Raw genomic sequence first — 25,218 nt, 5'->3', positions numbered from 1 at the left:
TTTGGGCTGGCTGTCTGCTGTATTGTTTCGTCCGAGCCTATTTTTTTGGTGGGTTCGGGTCGATCGTTTTGTGATCGTTTAGTGTGATGATTTGTCGTCTGGCAGTTCGCAGTTGTTGTTGTCGTGGCATGGCCTGTGGTCGTGTTGTCGGCAAGGGCGCATGGTGGATGCCTTGGCAGACAGGACCGATGAAGGACGCGTGGGGCCGCGATAGGCCTCGGGGAGCCGCCGACAGGGCTTTGATCCGAGGGTGTCCGAATGGGGTAACCCGCCGGCTGTTATGGGCCGGCACCGCATTCGTGCGGGGGGTACGCAGGGAAGTGAAACATCTCAGTACCTGCAGGAAAGGATATTCCGTGAGTAGTGGCGAGCGAAAGCGGATGATGGCCAAACCGGTGCCGTGCAAGACCCGTCGGGGGTTGCGGCATGGGTGTTGTGGGACTTGGCGTCCGGGCTCCGACGGGCCCGGCGGCAGTGATAAAGCGGCGTGTGAGGCGAACGGGATTGAATTCCCGGCCGTAGAGGGTGATGGCCCCGTAGCCGAAGGCGTGCCGCCTGCCGGTTCTTGTTCCCAAGTAGCGCGGGACTCGTGGAATCCCGTGTGAATCGGCCCCGACCGTGGGGTAAGCCTGAATATTCCTGTCTGACCGATAGCGTACGAGTACCGTGAGGGAAAGGTGAAAAGCACCCCGGGAGGGGAGTGAAAGAGTTTCTGAAACCGTGTGCCTACAATCCGTCGGAGCCTTTCGGGGTGACGGCGTGCCTATCGAAAAATGAGTCTGCGAGTCAGTGGTGCGTGGCGAGGCTAACCCATGTGGGGCAGCCGTAGCGAAAGCGAGTCCGATAAGGGCGTTTCCAGTCGCGTGTCCTGGACCCGAAGCGGGATGATCTAGCCCTGGGCAGGTTGAAGCGCGGGTAAGACCGCGTGGAGGACCGAACGGACCTGGGTTGAAAACCGGGCCGATGACCTGGGGCTAGGGGTGAAAGGCCAATCAAATTCCGTGATAGCTGGTTCTCTCCGAAATGCATTTCGGTGCAGCGTCGCGTGAGTGCCTCCATGGGGTAGAGCTACTGGATGCTTGAGGGCCCGTATCGGGTACCGACAGCAGCCAAACTCCGAATACGTGTGAGGTGTATCGCGGCAGTGAGTCGGCGGGGGATAAGCTCCGTCGTCGAGAGGGAGACAGCCCAGATCGTCGTCTAAGGTCCCTAAGCGCGTGCTAAGTGGGAAAGGATGTGGAGTCGCATAGACAGCCAGGAGGTTGGCTCAGAAGCAGCCATCCTTGAAAGAGTGCGTAACAGCTCACTGGTCTAGTGGTTCCGCGCCGATAATGTAGCGGGGCTCAAGCACGCCACCGAAGACGCGGCAGCGCAGTTTGCTGTGCTGGGTAGGAGAGCGTTCCGCGTGGGGCGAAGCGGCGGCGTGAGCCGGCCGTGGACCGCGTGGAAGTGAGAATGCAGACATGAGTAGCGAGAGGCGGGTGAGAATCCCGCCCGCTGGATGACCAAGGGTTCCGGGGCCACGTTCGTCGTCCCCGGGTGAGTCGGGTCCTAAGGCGAGGCCGACAGGCGTAGTCGAATGGATGAAGGAGTCGATATTCTCCTACCGGCGTCAAGCCGTCCAATCCAAGACGCGGAAGCGTGCCCTTACCTGTGTCGGGTGATGGTCTTCGGACCGTCCGATGGCATGGGACCGGCGTGTGGATGCGTGGCGGGTAGCGCAGGAGTGACACGGAACGGGAGCCGGGCCGCGGTGGTGGTTATCCGTGGTCAAGCATGCGGCGCGTCGGGCAGGCAAATCCGCCCGGCATGAGCGCGAGGTGTGATGATGGGGGGTCTTGTGCCCCGAATCCGGTGTGCCGTTCCGTCGAGAAAAGCTTCGGCGCGAGGAGTGGCGCCGCCCGTACCCTAAACCGACACTGGTGGTCAGGTAGAGTATACCAAAGCGATCGAGCGAATCCTGGTCAAGGAACTCGGCAAATCACTCCCGTGCCTTCGGTATAAGGGAGGCCCCTGCCGGTGAGACGCCTTGCGCGCGGAGCCGGTGGGGGCGGCACAGACCAGGGGGTAGCGACTGTTTACCAAAAACACAGGTGCATGCGAAGACGTAAGTCGCTGTATATGCACTGACGCCTGCCCGGTGCCGGAAGGTTAAGAGGATCCGTCATCCCTCTTCGGAGGGGGCAGCGGTGAATTCAAGCCCCGGTAAACGGCGGTGGTAACTATAACCATCCTAAGGTAGCGAAATTCCTTGTCGGGTAAGTTCCGACCTGCACGAATGGCGTAACGACTTCCCCACTGTCTCGACCAGGAGCTCGGCGAAATTGCAGTACGAGTAAAGATGCTCGTTAAGCGCAGAAGGACGAAAAGACCCCGGGACCTTTACTATACCTTGGTATTGGCGTTAGGTGCGGACTGTGTAGCATAGGCGGGAGGCTTCGAAGCGGGTGCGCCAGCATCCGTGGAGCCGGAATGTGAAATACCGCTCTGTCCTCATCTGGCCTCTAACCTCGGCCGGTCATCCCGGCCAGGGACAGTGCCTGGCGGGTAGTTTAACTGGGGCGGTTGCCTCCCAAAGAGTAACGGAGGCGCCCAAGGGTTCCCTCAGCCCGGTTGGCAATCGGGTGTTGAGTGCAATCGCACAAGGGAGCTTGACTGCGAGACCGACGGGTCGAGCAGGGACGAAAGTCGGAGATAGTGATCCGGTGCCGGCGTACGGACGCGGCATCGCTCAACGGATAAAAGGTACCCCGGGGATAACAGGCTGATCATCCCCAAGAGTCCATATCGACGGGATGGTTTGGCACCTCGATGTCGGCTCGTCGCATCCTGGGGCTGGAGCAGGTCCCAAGGGTTCGGCCGTTCGCCGATTAAAGCGGCACGCGAGCTGGGTTCAGAACGTCGTGAGACAGTTTGGTCTCTATCCTCTGCGCTCGTTGGAATCTTGAGGAGCCCTGCCCATAGTACGAGAGGACCTGGGTGGACGAACCTCTGGTATGCCGGTTGTCGCGCCAGCGGCACGGCCGGTTGGCTACGTTCGGATGGGATAACCGCTGAAAGCATCTAAGCGGGAAGCCCCCTCCAAGATAAGGATTCCATGAAGCCTCCGGGCTTCTGAAGACCCCATGCAGAACACATGGTCGATAGACCGGACGTGGACACCCCGCAAGGGGCGGAGCCGACCGGCACTAATGGTCGAAGACAACACAACACCCGCCCCCGTAAGGGGTGGCGGCATCAACCCTGCTGCGAAACATGCCTGCGGCAATATGCACGAACATTCGCAGGCGATCGAAACGAAACACGCGTCCGCCATCCGGTCCCCAAGCCGCCAGGAAACCCCGACCCTGCAAGAGAAGGGCCGGAAGAATAGAAGATTCGCGGCGGTCATGGCCTGGGGGAGACGCCCGGTCCCATTCCGAACCCGGAAGCTAAGACCCAGCACGGCAATGGTACTGCACCCGGAAGAGTGTGGGAGAGTAGCACACCGCCGCCACAACATTTAAATAAGGGAGGTCTCTTCAGGAAATGTTCCTGAAGAGACCTCCCTTTTTCTCTATCTTTCTCAGGCCCAGGGCCGGCAATGTAGCATCCCTGCTCAAAGCCTCAGGGGCAGTACGAGACCACGGTCAACGCTGAGCAAAGAAAGACCGCACTACACTTAGCAGTCTGCAATTGGCGATTTGCGGACACGCGTGCAGAAGCTCATGCCATTCTTTTCGCCTGTCGTTTACTGCCCAGGACATCTAGAATGAGAAGCAGCCGAATCAGGCGAACAAACAACTATCCAAAGAAAGCTGATGAGCATGGGCGAAAGAGTCATTCTTGTAGGAGCCACCGGCAGAGTGGGCGCATCGACCCTCGAGGACCTGGTCAGAGCCGGCCATGAGGTGGTCGCCTGCGCACGGGGAGCCTCGAAGATTGCCGCCAGCAAGCAGATGGAGCCTATGACCTTGGACTTGCATGACCCGCTCTCACAAGTCACCGACGCATTCCGCAAGTCGCATGCGGACGCCGTCGTCTTCACCGCTGGCTCGCGCGGCAAAGACATCAACCAGGTCGACGCCCTGGGAGCCATGAAGACCATAGAGGCCGCCAAAGCGGTCGGCATCACCCGGTATGTCATGCTGGGAGCCATGTATGCAGCGGACTGGCGGCGCTGGGAGCAGCCCCAGGTCAAACCCGCAATCGACGCCCTCGCCGACTATTACGTAACCAAGAACATGGCCGACCAGTACCTGATCAGCTCCGGACTGGACTACACCATCATCGAGCCAGGCAGCCTCACCGAGCAGGAGGGCACAGGAACCATCCAGGTAGAGCCGGACGGACCCGGCCCCATACCGATCCCTGACGTGGCACAATGCCTGGCCGACTGCGTCGACCTTCCCCAGACCGCAGGCAGGATATACAACGTCATCAAGGGCAGCACGCCAATCAAACAAGCCCTGACCGCAGAGCAGTGACAAATACCAGCCAACCAATCCCTCAAGAGAAGCGTCCACTGACAGACTATGGCGTGTCTGCACAGTGGCAGGAATGGTACCTTGGTTTGCAATGCTTGTTGCTGTTGATCGCACGCTGACACGCTGAGTTCCCGTGTTCCTCCTGAAGGCGGGGGTGATTTGGAGAAAAGGCGGATCTTAAGGAGGCCATTGATGAATATCACCAATTTTCGTGATCTGGGAGGCATCCGGACCATCCACGGCTGCCAGGTCCGTCCCTGCAAGTTCATCAGGTCAGGACAGCTGGTGGGTTTGGACGAGGAGACCGAGCAAGAGCTCGTCAACCGTTACCAGGTGACGCAGGTCGTGGACTTCCGCAGACCTTTCGAGAGAGCGGAGAGCCCAGACGATCGGATCAATGGCGTGACCTTCACCAACATCGATCTGCTTGAGCAAAGCGGCACCAACAGCGCCAGCTTGGACGATTTCGCCTCGCTGGGTTCGGCGGACCAGGTCAACGGCCACATGCTGAATGTCTACCATGATCTGGTTATGAATCATGCAGCCCAGCAGGGATATGGGAAGTTCCTGCGCATCGTCCTGGGCAACACCCAGGGGGCTACGCTCTTCCACTGCTTCGCCGGCAAGGATCGCACCGGATTCGCCGCGGCTTTGGTCCTTTGGCTGCTGGAGGTAGACGACGACCAGGTGTTTGCGGACTATTTGAAGACCAACGAGGAGCGGGTCAAAGCCAACAATCAATTGCTGAACCAATTCCGCGCACAAGGTTTCGACCAGGATTCGTTGGATGCGCTGCAGATTGCGCTCTGTGTCAAGAAAGAGTACCTGGCCCATGCCCAACAGACCATGATCGAGGCCTACGGGGACGTTTTCACCTATGCACAGCAGGCTCTAGGGTTCGGGCCAGATCAGGTGGATGCTCTGCGCCGCAACCTGCTGGAATAAACAATAAGGCTGGATAGGTGGGGGCTTCACCCTCGTCCCCACTTTTATATCCAAACTGACTACCCTTAAAATACGCTGCTCCTTTCTGTGGCGTCGCACTGTCTTACGTCTGCAACAACACTTTGTCCTTTTCCCTCGTTTATCGAGCCCATCTTGAGATGGAATGGTGAACAGTTCCTCGAGCCGGGTCTTGTTCTTGTCACGTGCAAGAGCCCACTGCAACAGATTGAAAGTTACCAGTCCTAAAGTGTGAGGCATCATACAATATATGGGGTGGTGCGGTGATCAAAGTTGAAACCGCATTGTGCTAACGACAGGTGCCAATAGGTTCTTAACGAAGCTCAGAGGTGAACGGATATGAATGGAAGCGGGAATAATCATAGAAATGCAGCAGAGCAAGCGTATCTGTCTGCCATAGGCGGGGCATTGCGACGGGGAATTCGATTATTGCCTGCCATCCTGGCGGCATTGGCGACCTTGGCTGCGCTTGTGCTGACCGGGGTGATAGGGCCGGTGCAGGCCATGGCGGCAGAGCGGTCCGATGCCGGTGGAAGCTCCGCAGCCGGGAACGCGCGAACCTTTACCTCAGTAGGCGTGTCACAGACCGGTAAAACCTATTACGTTGATTCACGCCATGGCAATGATGCCAATGACGGATTGGACTCGACACGGGCGTGGAAGTCTTTGGACAAGATTTCAGCCACGACCTTCGCCCCAGGCGACCATATCCTTCTTGAGTCTGGTTCTACCTGGCAAGGGCAGATACGCCCGAAAGGGGATGGGAACGACAAGGGAAAGATCGTTCTGGATTTATATACCCGCCAGATGGATGGATCTGCCTCGTATGAAGCGGCACGACGTCCTGTAATCAACGGCGGTGGAACTTATGGCTCGGGCTCTTTTAAAAGGTATGTTTCAGGAGCGGTGCAGCTGACCAATCAGGAATACTGGACCATCAGGAACCTTGAAGTCACCAATTCACCGGAACTCAGCGACCGTGAGGGCTATAAGAAGCACGGTGACGCTCAGAGGGTCGGAATACTCCTGCTGGGGTTCGGTCTGGACAGAATGCTGGAATCCGATACAGTCGAGAACTGCTATGTCCATGATGTCCAATCGGAGTACTATCTCCAGGCTAGACGAGAAGGAAAGCCGCAGACCCTGAAAGCTGTTGGAGGAATCATCGCCCTGGGGCACTGGGTCGATCCGGAGGGACAGACCTTAGATGACGGAGTGACCAACACAGGCTTCCATAACCTGACCATCCAGAACAATATCGTTCAGCGTGTCGGCCTTGAAGGCATACGGACCAAGGCGGACAGCTCCAATGATTCATCCCCTGGACTCTTCGAGAAGGTCACCATCAGGAACAACTACCTTGAGGATATTGCCGGCGATGCCATTGTCATCTCCGAGAACAAGGCACAGGGGCTGGTTGAGGGCAATACCGTGGTAAGGGCCTGCAATGCGGACTATGGAACTGAGAACTACGCAGGCATCTGGGCCATGGCCAGCCAGGACGTCCTCCTCCAGTTCAACGAGGTCTACGGCAACACCCATGGATACAACGACGGCGAGGCCTTCGACATCGACATGGGCTGCGACCGGATCACCTACCAATACAACTACAGCCACAACAACGGTGGCGGGTTCATGCTCCTCATGAGCAATCAGACCAATTCCATCATCCGCTACAACATCTCGGTGAATGACGGCGGCGGGAACTCAGGCACCAATGCGGCCGGACCCGGCCACGGCTCTTACGACTACAAGGAACAGAGCCTCTTCCACTACTGGATATCTGATCCGGGCCCGAGCATGCCGCAGATATACAACAACACCTTCTACGTGGGCGACGGAGTTTCGACCTCCCTCTTCGGTGAGGGCAACTCCGGCGACAACTCCGGCACCATCGCTTACTTCACCAATAACATCCTCTACAAGTCAGGCTCGGGGAGTCTGAAGTTCCTGGCTGCCTATCCGCCGAACGGCAGCGAGCCCATAGAGCACAGCCTGCACAGTAATCCGGGCGACTTCATCAAGCACAACCTGATTTGGCCTGATGCTGTGCCGACCGCCGCCAGCGGCGCTACTGTCGATGAGCTGAAAGCAGCAGGAAACATATTCCAAGCCCCGAAGCTCGATATCGACAAGAGCCAGGATGCAGCCAAGGCAATCCAGGATCAGCTCACTACAACCCTTCCCAACCCTGAGACATCCCTTCCCTGGTCCAATCAGGTTGATCGGATGCGCGAACGGGCTTCTCTCTTCAAAATTCAGACGGATAGCCCTGCGGTCGCTGCTGGTATCAGAATGGAGGGTGCGCCCGATCAGGATATGTTCGGAGGCAGCACCAAGGACCGCGGCATCGATATTGGAGCCAATCAGATATCGAACAATAAGATTACGACCAGATACGAGATCCCGGAGACCAAGGTCAGCACTTTCGCTGGAGTCTATCCAGCATTGCCGGAGACCTTGAATGTTACTGTCAAGGAGTCATCTGGCGGATCCAGCACTGAGAAGGTGACCAGCATGCGGGTCACCTGGGACCAGCTCGGCCTCAATCAGTTCAGCCAGGAGGGCAAGTTTACCGTTACGGGCAGGATTCAGGGGATTCCCGATCTGGCCAAGGCCACGGTGACTGTAACAGGGCAGATGGGTTCGGGCAAGCTCAGGGATATCAGGTCCGTGGCTGATCAAGCAGCCACGGTCGAGAGGGGCTCAAATGAAGCTTTGGGCGCCAAGCCTGGAACTTCATCCAAGGCCGCTGGCGACAAATACCCATTTGGCGTCTCCTATTCAAACAACCTTGCTCTGAAGCTGAAGAATTCGTCTTCGGCCTCCTACAACCGTCGTTTCTATGTCAAGGTCGATCCCTCTGCCTATCCTGGCCAGACTGACCAGATCAAGAATGCCAAGTTGCGGGTCTACCTGTTCAGGTTCGACATCAACAACAGCGCGGGGAGCAGCGACGCGGAGCGGTTAAACAATACTGCTTTCAGCATTGACGTCTACAGGACCGATCCGGGCTGGGATCAAAACACCCTTACCTGGGCCAACGGTCCTCTCAATACCGAGGTGACCGAAGCCAACCATCAGCCACTGGGGACCGGCGAGAATATCCCTGACTATGCCAAACTCAGGCCCGGCAACCACCAGGTATTCACCAACAAGGAGATCATCGACAATGGATATGCCGTCGACATTGATGTGACCTCGATCATTCGGAGCATGGGTGGTTCTCATCCGACGGGGCCGATCAGTTTCCTTGTCGACATCCCAATGAGTGACACCCCCAACTTCAATCGTGACAATGGCGGATTTGATGCTTTCTCGGTGGAGGGGGCCAAGCAGGCCTATGCCGACTTCCAGAACGGCCTGTTGACCGTGCCCGCCGGCGTGAGCAAGCCCACCGACGAACATAGTCTGGCGCCGCAGCTGCTGATTTCCGACACCTACATCACTTCGGTGCAGGACGTTTCGGTTACCGCCAAGCCTGGGCAGGTTCCGGATTTGCCGGAAAAGATCATGGTTGGCTATTCCGACGGGAAGTTCATTCGGAAGGCTGTGAATTGGAAGGTCGACCCGGCCTTGTTGACCCACGACGGTGTATATACCGTCCAAGGAAAGCTACAGGGCGATACCACCATGGTAAAAGCCCAGATCAAAGTCGTGTCCGATCCGATTACGTCCTTCGAATCTCTGCCCGCCATGGATAAGCCTGTTGGACTGGCACGGCAGGAGCTGGGCATGCCCACGACGGTCAAGGCCAGTCTGGCATCAGGAAAGCAGGTGGATTTGACTGTGACCGGCTGGGATGACGATCCCTCCAACTACACGGAGAACAGCGCTCCTGGCACCTATCACTTCCCTGGCGGGGTCAATCTGCCCATGGGTGTCAGCAACCCTCCGAATCTGAAACCCATTCAGGAGGTCCGTACCCATCCCAGGCCTGAATCGATCGAGTTGAAGATGAAGCGCCCCGAGGTAGTTCAGGGCAGGAATGCGCAAGTTTCCATCAAGGTACACACTGCAGCCCCCTTCACGGATCCGGATGACTGGGGCAAGGAGATCAGCTGGACTGTTGATCCAGAGGTTTCAGAGCGGCAGTTGCGGCAGACCCTCCCTGTTGTCGACCAGAGCGGGCAGGTCCGGACTGATCAGGACACGCCCCTCGGGACATACAGGATCACAGCAACCAGCTCCCGGATTGAGGCGGTTGCTGCATCTGTTGAGATTCATGTGGTGTCCCCGGCTGATACTGCTTCTTTGACGCAGAAGGTGAATCAGGCTAAGACCGTCAAGCCTTCAGCAAGCCACCAGTTCACGGTTGCCAGCGCAACTGCATTGAGGACAGCGCTTGCCAATGCGGAACGGGTCATCAGCGATCCTGATGCTCTGCAAACCGAGGTTGATGAGGCTCTTGCCAGCCTGGACGCAGGTCTTCAGGGGCTGCGGGAGGAGCCCTTGGGCGCGGGTGACGGTGCAGACCACACCTCCGATGCCACCCATCAGCCTTCTCGACCAGACCACAGTCAGAAGGGTTCCGCCACTTCTCCATCGAACACCGGAAGTACAGTCCTCAGTGCAACTGGCGCTTCCGTCCGTGCTGCCATCCTGATTACCTTGGCGCTGCTCCTCGTAGGCGCAGCGACCGTAGCTGCTGTTGTCTTGAGGCGTAGACACAACACTGATGGGCGCGAATCGTAGGGGCGCGACGATAGGATTGCATCAGTTGAATTTCTAAGGAAAAATATGAAATATATGAATATCGGGGTCTCGGGTGTAAAAGCCTCCCGCGTAGCTCTGGGAGCCATGCGGATCAATGCCAAGTCGCCCGAAGATGCCGCCAAGATTGTGCAAACGGCCTTGGATGCGGGAATCGACTATTTCGATACGGCCGATTGCTACCACAATGGCGAGAGCAGCAGGGTGCTGGGTCGGGCCCTGAAGGATCTCGGTGTCGACAGGTCCAGTATTGGCATCCAGACCAAGGTCGGCATCGTCCGTAATCCGGAAACCGATGAAATCACACGGTATGATTTCTCCGCCAAGCATCTGATTGCGGCTGTTGACCAGGAGCTGGAGAACCTCCAGACGGATTATGTCGATTATGTGCTCCTGCACAGGCCGGATACCTTGGTTGAGTTGGACCAGCTGGCGGAGGCCTTCAACGCAATGCAGGCCTCGGGCAAGGTTCGCCACTTCGGTGTCAGCAATGTCAATCCCATGCAGGTCGAGCTTCTCCAGAGCGGAGTCAGTCAGAGACTGGACGTCAACCAGATTCAGTTCGGGCTGGGGCATACCGGCATGATCCAGCAGGAATTCCATGTCAATATGATTGACGGGCCCAGCCTGGATCATGATGGCGGGCTGATCTCCTTCTCCCGTCTGAAGCAGATGACCATCCAAGCATGGAGCCCCTTCCAGACGGGGTTCTTCGAGGGAGTCTTCATTGACAACCCCAAGTTCCCCGAGCTGAATGACTGCTTGGAGAAGGTGGCCAGAAAGTATGGTGTCAGCAAGAGCGCCATTGCTGTGGCTTGGATTCTTCGTCATCCTGCCGGCATGCAGGTTTTGCTGGGGTCCATGACACCATCCCGTATTGCCGAGATGGCTGCTGGGGCCGATGTGGAACTGACTGCCCAGGAGTGGTACGACCTCTACATGTCTGCCGGGAACGACCTCCCTTAAGGCGATTCCAGCAGGTCAAGAGGTTCAGTATCAAGGTATTCCATGCATTATTTCACTCCCAAACGATGCGCCAGCACCTCGAAAATCATGTATCACGACAAGGCGAAAGCTTTGCGAGCTGCTGATCAAAGTCTGATGGAGCGGGGTGCCCGGCTCTGGGTGTACCGATGCCAGTATTGCGGTGCTTGGCATCTGACCAGCCATGAGCCGGGTTCATATGCCCGGGTGCCCTTCAACCAGCAGTTGAAACCGCACTCGCGGAAGAAGGGGTATAAGCCCAGGCATATGAAATGAAGGGGCTTCCGGCCGCAGTGGTGCTGGCCGTTCAGCGACTCATATCGAAGCCCTGTGCCTGGATGGATGGGAGCATGGGTTCATGGCCCTCTTTGGGGCTGCAGGATTTGTCGGCCATGATCTGACTAAAGGCCTTGCGCGGAGCGTCCATATGGCGCAGATCCCGGTAGTAGAGCCTTACTGTTTCATCGAAGTCCTTAAGAGCCTGGTCGACCTCACCGGGCTTGTCGGACTGGCCGTAGGAGTTGATGAATATCTGCGCGGGTCGGGGCATGCGAGGCTTCATGGACGGATCCTGGTCGGGGTGGCCGATGGCCAATCCCAACACCGGGTAGACCAGGCGGGGCAGGTCAAGCAGGTCGATCAATCCTTCCACGTCGTTGACGACACTGCCCAGGATGACGGCTCCCAAGCCCAGTGAGTTGGCAGCTGTCTCCATGGCATGCAGTGCAAGGACGGCGTCGTTCTGGGATTGCAGGAAAGCATACCCTGTATTGAGTATGAACGAGTCCGCATCGATATCGACGCCTCCTTGTCGTGCCAGGTCGGCATTGCGGCGCTGGTCTGCGAGGAAGATATACAGGAGGGGCGCCTGGGATACGTAATCTTGGTGCGCCATGCCGGCAATGGCCCGGGCCTTGTCGGAATCGGTGATGCGGATGGCGGACCATTCATTGAAGTACCGGCTAGTGGCGGCATGTTGGGCCGCCTGTTCCAGAGTGGCTACCGTGTCAGGATCTATTGCCTCATTGGTGAAGGCGCGAATGGTCCGGCGGTTGAGCAGTGTACTGATGGTCTGGTTGGGGACGGTTCTCTCGGATTTGACGGATTGGCCGCCCTCCCCGGCTCCACCGGGGGATTGAATTGATGTAGTCATGATGTCATTGTGACCATCGTAGGCAGGGGGACACAAGAACTGAGAAGATAATCTTGCTCTGAGAATAGTGACATATATCCAATTGGGCGCAAGTATCCCGGGCGGTCCTGCTCTGATTGGCAGGGGTGATATGCCGACGACCCACTCGTTTGCCTTCATAGGTGCTCGACGGGCAGGTTTGCGGCAGCCTGGTTAGGGCTGTCTACTCATGGCGCTTGTCGATCAGAGCCTGGGACCCGCGTTCAATCAGACCAGAAGCCAGGGTTGTCACGGCTGCAGAAAGCACTGCAAAGAGCAGCCCCGCCGTTGCGCTCTCTTGATCGCCCTCCTCAGTGTCCATGCCGCCATTGCGCTTGCGTACCAGGCTGCTCCAGAACGCTTGGAAGAGCCTGCCGGCCACCAATCCTGCGATGCTGGGGAGAGCGAACTTCAGCAGCTTGTCCATGAGGGTCTCCGGATCAGATTCGGCTGAAGAACGCATTTGACTCACCTTTTCATCTATTCGGCTGAATGCGCCGACCAGTTGGTCGGCCTGACTGCCCAGTTCCTGTTTTGCCATGTCCATATGGCCATTATTCCACGGTCCCGAGCTTTAATGCCGCTCACTCGTGCATGATAAAATCATGGCCATGGTACTTGCAGCGTTTGCATCAGGCAAGGATGCCCCTGGCAATGGATATGCCGTACTTTTGCGTCACGGACAGACCGCGTGGAGCGAAACGGGCCAGTACACCGGCAGGACGAATCTGCCTCTGACTGCTGAGGGCAGGAACCAGGCAAAGGCAGCAGGGGAGCGTCTGGCCAGCGCTTTTCCAGAGGGATTCGATCCTGGATTGATTTTTTCCAGTCCCTTGCAGAGAGCCCGGGAAACGGCCCAGTTGGCTGGATTTAATCAGCTTACTGATATGCCTGAGATCATAGAGTGGGATTATGGCCGCGCTGAGGGGCACCGACCAGCGCAGGTAAGTACGGAAATGAGGAATGGCTGGCGTCTTTGGGTCGATGGACCACAGGCCTTACGTCGCTGCCAGGTCCAGGACTGGGAGACTGAGCTGCCCTCTGGCGAGCATATCAATGTCCATGTCACAGAGGGGGAAACTCTCAATCAAGTGGCCCGACGCACGCGTAAGGTTGTTGGTCAGATCGAACCGGTTGTCCGCGCTGGCGGGCACGTTCTGCTGGTCGCCCATGCGCACGTTTTGCGCATTCTGGTTACTCAGTGGCTGGATCTGGAGCCGAACAAGGCTCAGCTTTTGCGTATGGATACAGCTCACTATGGTGTTCTAGGCATCTACCAGAATCAGCGTGTTCTCAAGCAATGGAATGTCTGAATCCGCATGTCCAGTGGCTGCTGGCAACCGTGTGAATATCGCTGCTTTTGTGATTGCCTATATGCGGACACGCGGCATTAAAGGGCTCAACCAATTCAGGCCCGTCTTTTCTGGGCCTCATCATATTGCTGGCATCGTTCTGGACGGTATAAGGATGACCTTGGTATTAAGGGACCCTTTACTTCAGGACATGGCCGATACGCCGGGATACTGTTTTAATTATCATCCGCCCAGTGGCCCTCGTTTACGAATACAAGGTAACCACCGTCATGCACGCTTTTTGCAGACTGCTGTGGTTTCGCGAAGCAAAAGGCTGACAGGCGGTTTTTCGTACGGTTCTTCCAATGGATTGCCTTCGATCAGCGCCATGGTCTTTTTGGCCGCAGACTGTCCGTTGATAAAAGGATCTTGGTGCAGCGTCGACAGGCCGATCTCGTCAGCGTAAAGACTGTCATCAAAACCAAGTATGGAAAAATCATCGGGGACCTTGATGCCATATTGTCTTAGACGGAAAAGCACAGGTATGGCAGCCCGGTCGCTTTCGAAGAAAGCCGCTGTGCACGACCTGGCATCAGAGGTAAGACGGCCCAGAATAGTGCTGGTCAGGTCCTGACCGGGGTCGGCTTCAAGCACGTATGGGTTGATTGATTCGCTACTGGATCTGCAAGATCTGAGGAAGGCTTTTTTCCTTGCTTCAGAGCTGAAGTGCAGGTCCTTCGACTCGTTAAGCACAGTGATGTAGGCGATATGACGATGGCCGAGGGATATAAGATGCTCTACGCCTGCTTTTACCGCTTCGGCATCATCAATGGAAACAGTCGCGTTGAATCCCTGTTCAGGGGGCGTATTGATGCCGATGACAGGAACATTCATCTCGCTAAGCTTGGCCACTTCCTCTCCGACGATGTTGAAAGAGCAGACGATGACGGCATCGACATTGCGCCGCATGGGGAGCTCCTCGAAGAAAGCTTTGCGGGATTCCCCGCTGGTGATCCGGTAAATGGATATGTCATAGCCAGCGGTGTGGAATACGGAATCCAGCCCAGCAAGAATTTGTGAATTGAACCACTCGGTTGTCGGGTCGTTGGTGAGCACGGCGATTCTTAGAGATTGGCCAGATTTCAGGGCTGCTGCGGAACGTGAAATATGAAAATTCAGGGTGTGGGCAGCTTGCATGACTTTGGTTTTGGTGCTCTTGGCAACCAGATCGGGCCTTGCGAACGTTCGCGAAACAGTGGACACAGAGACTCCCGCCGCATCTGCCACATTCTGTATTTTGACAGTCATGTTGTGCCTCATTTTGTGCGCCTGAAAATAATGATACGAGTAAATGTTAGTTCACAATCTGTATGGCAGAGCAGGGATCAATGGAGCGGGATCCTTCATCGGGTTGTTGCCATTGCGATTGGCGGATTGAATGTTGCTGCACATGGAATTTTAATATGAAAACGTTGCATACCCTGATATTTGCATTGAGTGCGACCAGGCCAGGGAAAGGTCACGGTCAGCTACTCAGAGGCTTTCAAGGAGAATTTTTCCGGTCCGCTTCTGATTCTGAGATTTGGCGTAATCAGGATGGCTCATGTTTCTCTTACCGAGAAGGTGTTCGTCAAGTACGCACAGGCGTAGCTGGCCAAGCGCTTCAGCATAATCAGCGGATGCGTTTAGAACGGTGAGACCGATATGCAGACCAGGATTTCATCATAAAAGTCAGAGGTTCTTGAGGGGAGTGTTGAAGTGAGGTGCCGCCGTCCAGATGAATCTTGCTCAATTGGTGGCAGCGCATCCTTCAATTTAAGGGCCTCCCTTAGGCTTTGACTAGCCAGACGCTGGTATCGGTTGGAATTTTACCGTCGGCCAGAGGCTCTGAGGAGAGGGCAACACAGCCTTCAGGGACGTCCACCGGTTGGCGTGAGAAGTTGGTGATGCAGACCAGATGGGCGGGCTTATCGTCAAGAAGGGCCGAGCGCGTATAGGTCAGCACACCGTGGTTTTGATCAATGGATTCTATTGTCTGGCTGCCAGCGGCTGTCAGAAGCTGGGCTCTCAGTCGGATTGCCGTGCGGTACAGATTGAGCATTGAGCTCTTATCGCGGCATTCGACATCAACTGCGAATTTCTTGAACCATAGGGGCTGGGGAAGATGGGGTTCGTCGGCGATGGTGCCATCAGCCTTGGTTTTGGGGGAAAAGCCGAATGAGGCGCCCTGTCCAAAGTTCCTGTCCCAATCGGCCGGCTCCGGCGTATCCTCTGCATTCCAAGGCAGGGGAACCCTGCATCCGTCTCGTCCCTTTTCAGTAAACTCCCGACTCGACCTGAATGCAGTCGGATCTTCCAGCCGTTCCCATGGAATATCAGCGACTTCAAAGAGGCCAAGCTCTTCTCCCTGATAAATGTAGAGGGAGCCTGGCAGAGCCGCCTCCATAAGGAAACCTGCACGTGCGCGTCGATTGCCGACAGCGCGGTTTTCCTTATAAGTCCGACCGTTTCGAAGCAGCCAGTCCTTTCCCAGCTGCTGAGTATCGAGGTCCTCCGCCTGGGGAAGCGCATACCGTGTGGCGGAACGAATGATGTCATGGTTGTTCATGACCCATGTAGTCGTGGATCCGGATTCCTTGGCCTCTTCCAGACCCTCCTTGATTGCCGCTGAAAACGCTTGGCAATTCCAGTCGGACTTGGCGAATTCAAAGTTGAAGACCTGTCCCAGTTCATCCTCAGAGGCATAAAGGTGCTGGTGCTCCGGCACTACCCATGCTTCTCCAACGGCGAAGCGATGAGGGGTGTACTCGTTGAACACCTGCCGCCATTCCTTGTATATGTCATGCACCTGGGGCCTGTCCCAGAGCGGATGCTCGTAATTGCGGCTGGCTGATTGCTGCTGCACCGGCCAAGCGTCGAGTTCGGACAGAGGCTTACTGTCAAGGTCCTTGGCCAGTCCATGCGCAACATCGATACGGAATCCGTCGGCGCCATGGTCGGACCAGAATCGGAAGATGTTTTTGAACTCCTCGTGAACATCGTGGTTCTTCCAATTGAGATCCGGCTGCTCCTTAGCGAAGATGTGCAGATACCATTGCCCGTCTTCAACCTGTTCCCAGGCGGGGCCACCAAAAAGAGACATCCAGTTATTGGGAGGGAGTTCCCCTTTTTTGCCTCGTCCCTTGCGGAATATGTATCGATCGCGCTCGGCCGATCCGGGGCGGGCTTTCAGCGCCTGCTGGAACCACTTATGTTTGTTGGAAGTATGGTTTGGCACGATATCCACCATGATCTTGAGGCCGGCCTGGTGGGCCGCTTCAACCATGGCATCAAAATCCTTCATGGTGCCTAGCCTCGGATCGACGTTTTCATAATCAATGACGTCATAGCCGCCATCGGCCAGATCCGACGGGTAGAAAGGCGAGAGCCAGATGGCATCGATGCCCAGCCCCTGCAGGTAGCTCATTTTTTCAGTCACGCCGCTGATGTTTCCGATTCCGTCCCCGTCAACGTCTTTGAAGCTGCGAGGGTAAATCTGATACACAACCGCTTGCTTCCACCAGTCATCGTTCAAGTTATTCGTTGTCATGAGGGGCATCCTTCCTGAATATATTCACCAACACAGTCGGCAATGGAGCAGTATTGATAACGATAGCAAAGAGGTCAGTACGACTTGAAGGTGAAATCCTCCTCACAATATCAGCAATCTTCTATCTGAAGTTCTCATACCGAATCAAAATAATGTGCAACACCCTTATTTTATGCATACGTTTGCATTATAAGTTTTGAGCTAGGCCTTTCCGGCAAAACCAGTTCGCCTGAAGTGGGAATAATATTTGCCAGAAGAAGTTGAGTGATGTAGGCTCAAGTTTCGGAGTGGTCATGATGGCTGCTTGCCCGGGCCGACGGGAGCCGGCCATCGGGACCACGAACGAAGCGCGAGCGGAGAACGTGAACGATGAGGTGCAGGGTCAGACCCCCTGCGCCCCGATTTCATCAGGAGGTAATGAGTATGGCACGTGCAGTTGGCATTGATCTGGGAACCACCAATTCCTGCATTGCAACCTTGGAGGGCGGCGAGCCCACCGTAATCGTCAACGCTGAAGGCGCGCGGACCACGCCATCGGTGGTGGCGTTCAGCAAGTCCGGCGAGATTCTGGTCGGCGAGGTGGCCAAGCGTCAGGCAGTCACCAACGTTGACCGGACCATCAGCTCGGTCAAGCGTCACATGGGCACCGACTGGTCCGTCGAGATCGACGGCAAGAAATGGACCCCTCAGGAGATTTCGGCCCAGATTCTGATGAAGCTCAAGAGGGATGCCGAATCCTACCTGGGCGAACCCGTCACCGACGCGGTCATCACCTGCCCTGCCTACTTCAACGACGCACAGCGTCAGGCCACCAAGGATGCCGGCAAGATCGCCGGCCTGAACGTCCTGCGCATCATCAACGAGCCCACCGCCGCGGCCCTGGCCTACGGTCTGGAGAAGGGCAAGGAGGATGAGCGCATCCTGGTCTTCGATCTGGGCGGCGGCACCTTCGATGTCTCCCTGCTGGAGATCGGCAAGGATGACGACGGCTTCTCCACTATTCAGGTTCAGGCCACCAACGGCGACAACAAGCTGGGCGGCGATGACTGGGATCAGAAGATCATCGACTGGCTGGTCAGCGAGGTCAAGAACAAGTACAACGTGGATCTGTCCAAGGACAAGATCGCCCTGCAGCGGCTCAAGGAGGCTGCTGAGCAGGCCAAGAAGGAGCTTAGCTCCTCCTCGTCCACCAGCATTTCCATGCAGTACCTGGCCATGACCCCCGACGGGACTCCAGTTCACCTGGACGAGACCCTGACCCGTGCGCACTTCGAAGAGATGACCTCCGACCTGCTGGGCCGCTGCCGCACGCCTTTCAACAACGTGCTGCACGATGCCGGCATTTCGGTTCAGGACATCGACCATGTGGTGCTCGTCGGCGGCTCCACCCGTATGCCCGCCGTCAAGGACCTGGTCAAGGAACTGACCGGCGGCAAGGAAGCCAACCAGACCGTCAACCCCGATGAGGTTGTGGCTGTCGGCGCTGCCGTGCAGTCCGGCGTCATCAAGGGCGACCGCAAGGACGTGCTGCTGATCGACGTGACTCCGCTTTCCTTGGGCATCGAGACCAAGGGCGGCATCATGACCAAGTTGATCGACCGCAACACTGCCATCCCCACCAAGCGGTCCGAAGTCTTCTCGACCGCTGAGGACAACCAGCCCTCCGTGCTGATCCAGGTCTACCAGGGCGAGCGCGAGTTCGCCCGTGACAACAAGCCTCTGGGGACCTTCGAGCTGACCGGCATCGCTCCGGCTCCGCGCGGCGTTCCTCAGATCGAGGTCACCTTCGACATCGATGCCAACGGCATCGTGCACGTCTCCGCCAAGGACAAGGGCACCGGCAAGGAGCAGTCCATGACCATCACCGGCGGTTCAGCCCTGCCCAAGGACGAGATCGATCGCATGGTCAAGGAGGCCGAGGCCCACGAGGCTGAGGACAAGCAGCGTCGTGAGGACGCCGACACCCGCAACGCCGCCGAGTCCGCCGCCTACCAGACCGAGAAGCTGGTCAACGACAACAAGGACAAGATCTCTGACGAGGTGGCCAAGGAGGTCACCGACAAGGTCAACGCTCTGAAAGAGGCTCTGAAGGGCGAGGACATGGACAAGATCAAGAACGCCCAGAGCGAGCTGATGACCTCTGCCCAGAAGATCGGCCAGGCCCTCTACGCGCAGCAGGGCACCGGAGATGCTGCAGGCGCCCAGGGCGCTGCAGGTGCCGCTGGAGCTGCCTCGGGTGCAGATTCCTCCTCGTCCGCCGATGACGACGTGGTGGATGCCGAGGTTGTGGACGATGATGACAAGAAGAAGGACGGCGAGTGACATGTCGGCTTTCGACAAGGATGATGCCGGGCCGCTGAAGGGCGACCCGGCCGCCGCCGGCGAACCGGACGGGAATGAGGCCAAGACCTCTGACTCCGCTTCGACGCTCGACCAGGAAGCGGTCCGCGGACGTCATGCCGACAAGAGCGCAGCAGACGAGAGTCAGGCGGCTGGCCAGACCTCGTCGGATTCCTCCGCCAAGGACGCCTCGTCAGCAGATGCTCAGGCTGATGCCGGTGCTTCGAAGTCGGATGACCAGGATGGTTCCGACTCGACCAAGGAGGAGGGTGCCGGCAAGGGGGCCGACGGGCTGACCCCTCTGGGCCAGGCCAAGAAGGAGGCTGCCGATTATCTGGAGGCCCTCCAGCGTGAGAGGGCCGAGTTCGTCAACTTCCGCAACCGTGCCAAGAAGGAGCAGGACATCTTCCGCCAGCACGGCATCGTGGATGTGCTGACCGCCCTTCTTCCGGCGCTTGATGACATTGACCGGATCAAGGAGCACGGGCAGATGGACGACTCCTTCCAGGCTGTGGCCAAGAAGATCGACAAGACCTTCGAGAAGTTCGGTGTCGAGAAGTTCGGTGAAAAGGGCGAGGACTTCGACCCCACCAAGCACGAGGCCATCCTGCACAAGCCTGACCCCGGTGCCAAGAAAGAGACCGTTGACACGGTTGTCGAGGCAGGCTATCGGATCGGCGACCGGGTGATTCGTGCCGCCAGGGTAGTGGTGACCTCGCCCGGGCAGTAGCAGGGACGGTGATTGCGGACCTTCCGCAGGCTGAATCGACGCCTTCGCATGCGGCGGCTGGGTGGGTTACGATCCCGCCCGCCGCCGCACGCGAAAGGGCGGATTCCATTCGATATATTCGTAGCTTATGAGGAAAGGAGACATGGATGGCTGAGAATGAATGGCTGAGCAAGGACTATTACAAGGTCCTTGGTGTCTCCAAGGACGCCAGCGAAGCGGAGATCACCAAGGCCTACCGCAAGCTTGCCCGCAAATACCATCCCGATCTCAATAAGACCAAGGAGGCCGAGGAGAAGTTCAAGGACATCTCCGAGGCCTACGACGTGCTCAGCAACAAGGAGCAGCGTCAGAAGTACGATGCCATCCGCCAATTCGGCATGGGGGGAGCCCGGTTCGCCGGCGGCTCCGGCCAGGGTGGCTTCAACACCGATGCATTCTCGGACATCTTCGGCTCTATGTTCGGTGGCGCCGGGACGCCAGGAGGCACCCGCATCCGTTTCGGTGACGGTTCAGGACAGCCTGATTTCGCTGACATCTTCTCCTCCTTCGGCGGGGGTGCCGGCGGTGGCGGTCGGACCGCCTACCAGGAGAGCAGGCCCAGGCCCGTCAAGGGAGAGGATCGCAACTCGAAAATCGGTCTGTCCTTCCGTCAGGCGGTCAAGGGAGCCACGGTCTCACTGAGCGTGGGCGGCAAGCGCTTCAAGACGCATATCCCCGCCGGGGTTCGCAACGGCCAGCGAATCAGGCTGGCTGGCAAGGGTCGGCCCGGCAGGGACGGGGGCGCCAATGGCGACCTCTACCTGCAGATCAGCGTCCAGCCCAGCCAGCGGTTTGCCATGAAGGACAGGGATCTGGTCATGACCCTGCCGGTGACGGTCTCCGAGGCTGCCCTGGGAGCCAGGGTCCAGGCCCGGGACATCGACGACCAGGTCGTCACCTTCAAGATCCCGGCTGGCTCCTCCAGCGGCGACGAGATTCGCATCGCCGGCAAGGGGGTTCAGGATCGTCGCGGCAAGGGCGATCTGGTGGGGCGGCTTGAGATCCGCATGCCCGGTCGGCTGGGCATGGCCCAGAAGAAGGCCATGCGTGACTTTGCCAAGTCCAGTGGCGACTTCGACGAGCGGATCGCCGGGGAGCGCATGAAGATATGACGATCCGGATGCCGGATCAAGTCGGAACGAACAGCAGAGAGGAGTGATGATCATGGTCAGGGTGGATCCTGAGACCAGGCGGATCTATCTGGCCTGCGCTCGCGGCCTGGTGGCCGGGCGCATCAGCCTGGATGCTGCTGACGATGCCGGCTTGGACATCGAATTGCCGGTCTTCAGCGTCGGCCAGGTCGGGCAGTTGGCCAACATCCATCCGCAGACCCTGCGCCAATACGACCGGCTGGGTCTGATAGTGCCGGAACGGACCGAGGGTGGTGCACGACGCTACTCCCTGCGGGATCTGGACCGGCTAGGCCAGGCCCAGCATCTGAGCCAGGACGAGTCCATCAATCTGGCCGGGGTGACCAGGATTCTGGCCCTGGCCGAGGAGAATCGGCAGCTGAGGCGCCAGTTGCGCCGCTCCCACCAGTCACAGGAATCCAGCATGTTTGCCGCCGCTGCAGACGGCCGGGTCGTCGAAGTCAGGCGGTCCAGCAGGGCTCGGCTCTGGCGCCAGGACATGGCCCATGACGAGGCCGATCCGACTGAGTCCAAATCGCTGATCGTCTGGAGCTTACGCTCCTAAGACAGGTGAGTGGCCTGTGCTATGGTGTACAGGTTGGCCGCTAGCCGAAGAGCAGCGGCTGATCGTCGCCTGAATGCTTTGAGTACGGGGAAACCGCTTGCGCGAAATTCGTCATTCTCTGCTTTGCAAGCGGCCTGCGAACTGTCGACCGACAGTACCGTTTCTTCCCTGTTGTGAAAGGTCATTGTGACTGCTTCATCCATGCCCGATTCCGGTTCGTCCAATTCCTGCAAATCTGCCGCAGAGCCTATGACTTTCGATCAGCTTGGGGTTCCCGAACCCTTGGTCCGTGTACTGCGCAAGGATGGCAAGATCAGCGCATTCCCCATCCAACGGGACACCCTGCCTGACGCCCTGGCTGGCCGTGACATCCTGGGCCGGGGACGAACAGGTTCCGGGAAGACACTGGCCTTCAGCATTCCTCTGGTGGCTCGACTGGCTGCCGACGAGGGAGGACGGGTCCGCAATAGTCGCGGAGGTGCCGCCAGGTCAGGCAATCTGCCTCGCCCGCGCGGTCTGGTTCTGGCTCCCACGCGCGAGTTGGCCAATCAGATCGACGAGGTCCTCAACCCCCTGGCTCAGGCCTACGGCATGCGGACTTGCACTGTTTACGGCGGAGTCGGCCAGGGTCCTCAGGTTGATGCCCTTCGGCGCGGGGCCAAGATCGTGGTGGCCTGTCCAGGGCGCCTGGAGGACCTGCTCCGCCAGCACAAGCTCAGTCTGGAGGACGTGGAGATCGCCGTGCTGGACGAGGCTGACGAGATGGCCGACATGGGCTTCCTGCCCGCCGTTGAGCGGATTTTGGCCCAGGTCCGTCCTGGCGGCCAGCGCATGCTCTTCTCAGCCACCCTGGATCATGGAGTGGATGCCGTAGTCAAGCGCTTCCTCAAGGATCCCAAGGTTCACGAGGTGGATTCCGCCACACAGCATGTGGATCTCATGACCCACCACATCTTCGAGACGACGCAGGCCGCCAAGCACGACCTGGTCCGTACGTTGGCCGCAGGACAGGGCAAGAGGATCCTATTCACCAGGACCAAGTTCCAAGCCAAGAAACTGACCAAGAATCTGATTGACAATGGTATTCCCGCCGCCCAGTTGCACGGCAACCTTTCTCAGAGACAGAGGGACCGGAACCTCAAGGCCTTCTCGGAAGGTCAGGTCCGGGTCATGGTGGCCACTGACGTGGCAGCCAGGGGTATGGATGTCAGCGGGGTGGACCTGGTGGTCCAGGTGGATCCTCCGGCCGACTGCAAGTCCTTCCTCCACCGTTCCGGCCGCACAGCAAGGGCCGGCCACTCCGGCGACGTGGTGACGGTCGTCCTGCCCAATCAGCGGCGAGATACCCGGCGGATGCTGCGTATGGCCCATATAGATGCCAAACCGGTCGAGGTCACGGCCAACTCCCAGGAGGTGGGCGACCTTGTGGGGCCCCACGCCCCCCTGGTTGAGGGCTGGTCCTTGGAGGCCGCCATGGCTGGAAGCCGAGGATCGCAGGACGGCAAGCAGGCCGGTTCCCGTAGTCGTCGGTCTGGTGGACCCGCCCGTAGGAAACGGGGGCGCGAACGGTTTGACAGGCGGACGAGGGGTTCTGGCCGGGGACGTGATGGTGATGGGAGAAGTCCCCATCGCAAGTGGGCTGACGGCCTTGACGAGGATCGCCCCTTCGACGGACGTAGACGGCACGACCATGCCGACTCCAACCATGCTGTCCATACCGGTGATCACCACGGCAGGGGCAATAGGGGCCGTGCGAGCGGGGTCCGAGGGAGGAATCGCCACAATGGCGGTCGTTTCGAAGACGGCGGTCGCAACTACCGCGACGGTGATCGCAGGCACGGGAGAGGCAAGCGGAGGCGGGACGGCAATCCCTTCCGTCAGGCCAAGTCCTACTGACCGCTCCCACTGAGAGGATGTTCCTCGAATTCACCGACTGGCCTCGTCGGCCCGTTGGCGGAGCCGTCAGGTCACATGGGTCAGGCCAAAGTCCCCTCGCAGCTTTCCCGGAGTTGGACTTTCACGGGGAGCTCAGTGGAAATGGGCGGATCGTCCGGAGAGTTCAGTCGTTTGACCAGGGTGGAGACGGCAGCCCGGCCCAGATCGACCATGGGCTGGCGGACCGTGGTCAGGCGGGGCTGGGAGGCGGAGGCTTCCTTGATTCCGTCGAACCCTGTGACGATGACCTGATCGGGAACGCTTATACCCGCATCTGACAGGGCTCTCAGGACTCCTAGGGCCATCTGGTCGTTGGCGCAAACCAGTGCTTGGGGAAGAGTGCCCTGTCTGGCCAGGCTGGCGGCGATCTGGTAGGCGACGGACTGGGAGAATTGCCCCCTGTAGATTGGCGCGGCGGAGGGTTCCAGCCCTTCTGACCTCAGACCCTCACAGAACCCTTCGTATCGTTTGCCATTGTCTGGAGAATCATCCATACCCGTCATGTAAGCCATCCGCCGCACCTGGTGTTTCTCGAACAGGTGCCTGACCAGGGTGTACATGCCCTTGCGGTTGCTCACGCGGACCAGGTCGAATCCACTCTCCTGGCTGACTGGGGCGTTGGCGATCATGACCACGGGCAGGCGTTTGCGCAGGAAGGCCAGGACGCTTTCAGGCACGGACCTTGCCAGGACAATCAGGCCGTCCACCTTTTCCGACATGCTGTTGATCAGCTGGGGGATGTCGCCGTCTTTCCCCTTCAGACCGATGCTGACCATGAGGCTGAGGCCCTGCCGCCAGGATTCCAGTTCGCACCCCCTCAAGACCTCGTCGAAGTAGAGGGCATCCGAATTGTTCTCCTGGCCGTGGGGCGGGTCGACGACCATGTCGGCGGCATCCTCACTGACCAGTTCGAAGTCGCCGATCTGGTCCAATTGGTCGATGTTGGGCAGGAAGAGGCCTATGGTATTGGTCCGCCGGGCGGCCAGGCTGCGTGCGCTGCCGCTGGGGAGGTAGCCCAGGAGGTTTATGGCCTTGACTACGGTCTGTCTGGTCTCGGGCCTCACCCTCTCCGGGGTGCGCAGGACCCTGGAGACGGTGGCTATGGATACGTCGGCCTCGCGGGCGACATCGTAGACGGTCGGTTTCCTTGCCATCCGTTTTCCCTCTTTCATACATCTCATACAGCATATCATTGAAACATGTGGTTGACCGTGGATTTTGATAGCGCTAACATTTTTGCTTCTTATCCGGCTATGTAGGTAGTTATGTTAAGTAAACTAAAGGAAAGCATACGCTGAAAA

General features: G+C 58.1%; 16 protein-coding genes and 2 rRNA genes. 13 read left to right on the top strand and 5 right to left on the bottom strand.

Going from position 1 to position 25,218, the window contains the following annotated elements; genetic code table 11:
- The first annotated feature begins 140 nt into the window (after nucleotides 1–140).
- From ACGG9J_RS04210 to ACGG9J_RS04180, 7 genes are all read left to right on the top strand, one after another.
- Nucleotides 141–3,211 (top strand): 23S ribosomal RNA (locus tag ACGG9J_RS04210).
- Between the two features lie 168 nt (nucleotides 3,212–3,379).
- Nucleotides 3,380–3,496 (top strand): 5S ribosomal RNA (rrf, locus tag ACGG9J_RS04205).
- A 304-nt stretch (nucleotides 3,497–3,800) separates the two neighbouring features.
- Nucleotides 3,801–4,466 carry an NAD(P)H-binding protein gene (locus ACGG9J_RS04200; RefSeq protein ID WP_390133906.1) on the top strand — a complete coding sequence of 222 codons (666 nt, stop codon included), beginning with the start codon at nucleotides 3,801–3,803 and terminating at the stop codon, nucleotides 4,464–4,466.
- Between the two features lie 192 nt (nucleotides 4,467–4,658).
- Nucleotides 4,659–5,411, top strand: coding sequence for a tyrosine-protein phosphatase (locus tag ACGG9J_RS04195; RefSeq protein WP_390133904.1), 753 nt, complete (start codon nucleotides 4,659–4,661; stop codon nucleotides 5,409–5,411).
- A 924-nt stretch (nucleotides 5,412–6,335) separates the two neighbouring features.
- On the top strand, nucleotides 6,336–10,124 hold the full coding sequence (locus ACGG9J_RS04190) for an Ig-like domain-containing protein (protein WP_390133902.1): 3,789 nt from the start codon (nucleotides 6,336–6,338) through the stop codon (nucleotides 10,122–10,124).
- Nucleotides 10,125–10,169: 45 nt separating this feature from the next.
- The gene (locus tag ACGG9J_RS04185; protein ID WP_390133900.1) at nucleotides 10,170–11,108 is read left to right on the top strand and encodes an aldo/keto reductase; all 939 of its coding nucleotides are present in this window, start codon (nucleotides 10,170–10,172) and stop codon (nucleotides 11,106–11,108) included.
- Between the two features lie 42 nt (nucleotides 11,109–11,150).
- On the top strand, nucleotides 11,151–11,402 hold the full coding sequence (locus ACGG9J_RS04180) for a hypothetical protein (RefSeq protein WP_110451533.1): 252 nt from the start codon (nucleotides 11,151–11,153) through the stop codon (nucleotides 11,400–11,402).
- A 31-nt stretch (nucleotides 11,403–11,433) separates the two neighbouring features.
- Here the strand turns inward: ACGG9J_RS04180 and ACGG9J_RS04175 are convergent, their stop codons facing one another.
- Nucleotides 11,434–12,279 (bottom strand): nitroreductase family protein, encoded by an 846-nt coding sequence (locus ACGG9J_RS04175; protein WP_390133898.1) that lies wholly within the window; start codon nucleotides 12,277–12,279, stop codon nucleotides 11,434–11,436.
- 202 nt (nucleotides 12,280–12,481) lie between these two features.
- Nucleotides 12,482–12,838, bottom strand: a complete 357-nt coding sequence (locus ACGG9J_RS04170) for a DUF4235 domain-containing protein (RefSeq protein WP_390133896.1) — start codon at nucleotides 12,836–12,838, stop codon at nucleotides 12,482–12,484.
- Between the two features lie 64 nt (nucleotides 12,839–12,902).
- On the opposite strand from ACGG9J_RS04170, the gene ACGG9J_RS04165 reads away from it, so the two are divergent.
- Nucleotides 12,903–13,610 (top strand): histidine phosphatase family protein, encoded by a 708-nt coding sequence (locus tag ACGG9J_RS04165; protein ID WP_390133894.1) that lies wholly within the window; start codon nucleotides 12,903–12,905, stop codon nucleotides 13,608–13,610.
- A gap of 267 nt (nucleotides 13,611–13,877) precedes the next feature.
- On the opposite strand, the gene ACGG9J_RS04160 is transcribed toward ACGG9J_RS04165, so the two are convergent.
- Entirely contained in the window at nucleotides 13,878–14,897 is a 1,020-nt protein-coding gene (locus ACGG9J_RS04160; protein WP_390133892.1) for a LacI family DNA-binding transcriptional regulator, read from the bottom strand.
- 520 nt (nucleotides 14,898–15,417) lie between these two features.
- Entirely contained in the window at nucleotides 15,418–17,178 is a 1,761-nt protein-coding gene (locus tag ACGG9J_RS04155; protein WP_390133890.1) for a glycoside hydrolase family 13 protein, read from the bottom strand.
- Between the two features lie 423 nt (nucleotides 17,179–17,601).
- On the opposite strand from ACGG9J_RS04155, the gene dnaK reads away from it, so the two are divergent.
- From dnaK to ACGG9J_RS04130, 5 genes are all read left to right on the top strand, one after another.
- A complete protein-coding gene (gene dnaK, locus ACGG9J_RS04150; RefSeq protein WP_390133888.1) occupies nucleotides 17,602–19,500 on the top strand; it encodes a molecular chaperone DnaK in 1,899 nt (632 codons plus the stop codon).
- 1 nt (nucleotide 19,501) lies between these two features.
- Entirely contained in the window at nucleotides 19,502–20,248 is a 747-nt protein-coding gene (gene grpE, locus ACGG9J_RS04145) for a nucleotide exchange factor GrpE (RefSeq protein ID WP_390133886.1), read from the top strand.
- Nucleotides 20,249–20,394: 146 nt separating this feature from the next.
- Complete coding sequence (locus ACGG9J_RS04140) at nucleotides 20,395–21,399, top strand: DnaJ C-terminal domain-containing protein (protein WP_390133884.1); 1,005 nt, start codon at nucleotides 20,395–20,397, stop codon at nucleotides 21,397–21,399.
- A gap of 52 nt (nucleotides 21,400–21,451) precedes the next feature.
- Nucleotides 21,452–21,982, top strand: a complete 531-nt coding sequence (locus ACGG9J_RS04135) for a heat shock protein transcriptional repressor HspR (protein WP_390133882.1) — start codon at nucleotides 21,452–21,454, stop codon at nucleotides 21,980–21,982.
- A 201-nt stretch (nucleotides 21,983–22,183) separates the two neighbouring features.
- Nucleotides 22,184–23,878, top strand: coding sequence for a DEAD/DEAH box helicase (locus ACGG9J_RS04130; protein ID WP_390135306.1), 1,695 nt, complete (start codon nucleotides 22,184–22,186; stop codon nucleotides 23,876–23,878).
- Between the two features lie 80 nt (nucleotides 23,879–23,958).
- On the opposite strand, the gene ACGG9J_RS04125 is transcribed toward ACGG9J_RS04130, so the two are convergent.
- Nucleotides 23,959–25,071, bottom strand: a complete 1,113-nt coding sequence (locus tag ACGG9J_RS04125) for a LacI family DNA-binding transcriptional regulator (protein ID WP_390133880.1) — start codon at nucleotides 25,069–25,071, stop codon at nucleotides 23,959–23,961.
- Between the last annotated feature and the right edge of the window lie 147 nt (nucleotides 25,072–25,218).

This window comes from Bifidobacterium apicola (genome assembly GCF_042846865.1).
GTDB classification, from domain to species: Bacteria; Actinomycetota; Actinomycetes; order Actinomycetales; family Bifidobacteriaceae; genus Bombiscardovia; species Bombiscardovia apicola.
Note: the sequence above shows the minus strand (reverse complement) of the source record. Positions and strands in the feature narration are given on the sequence as shown.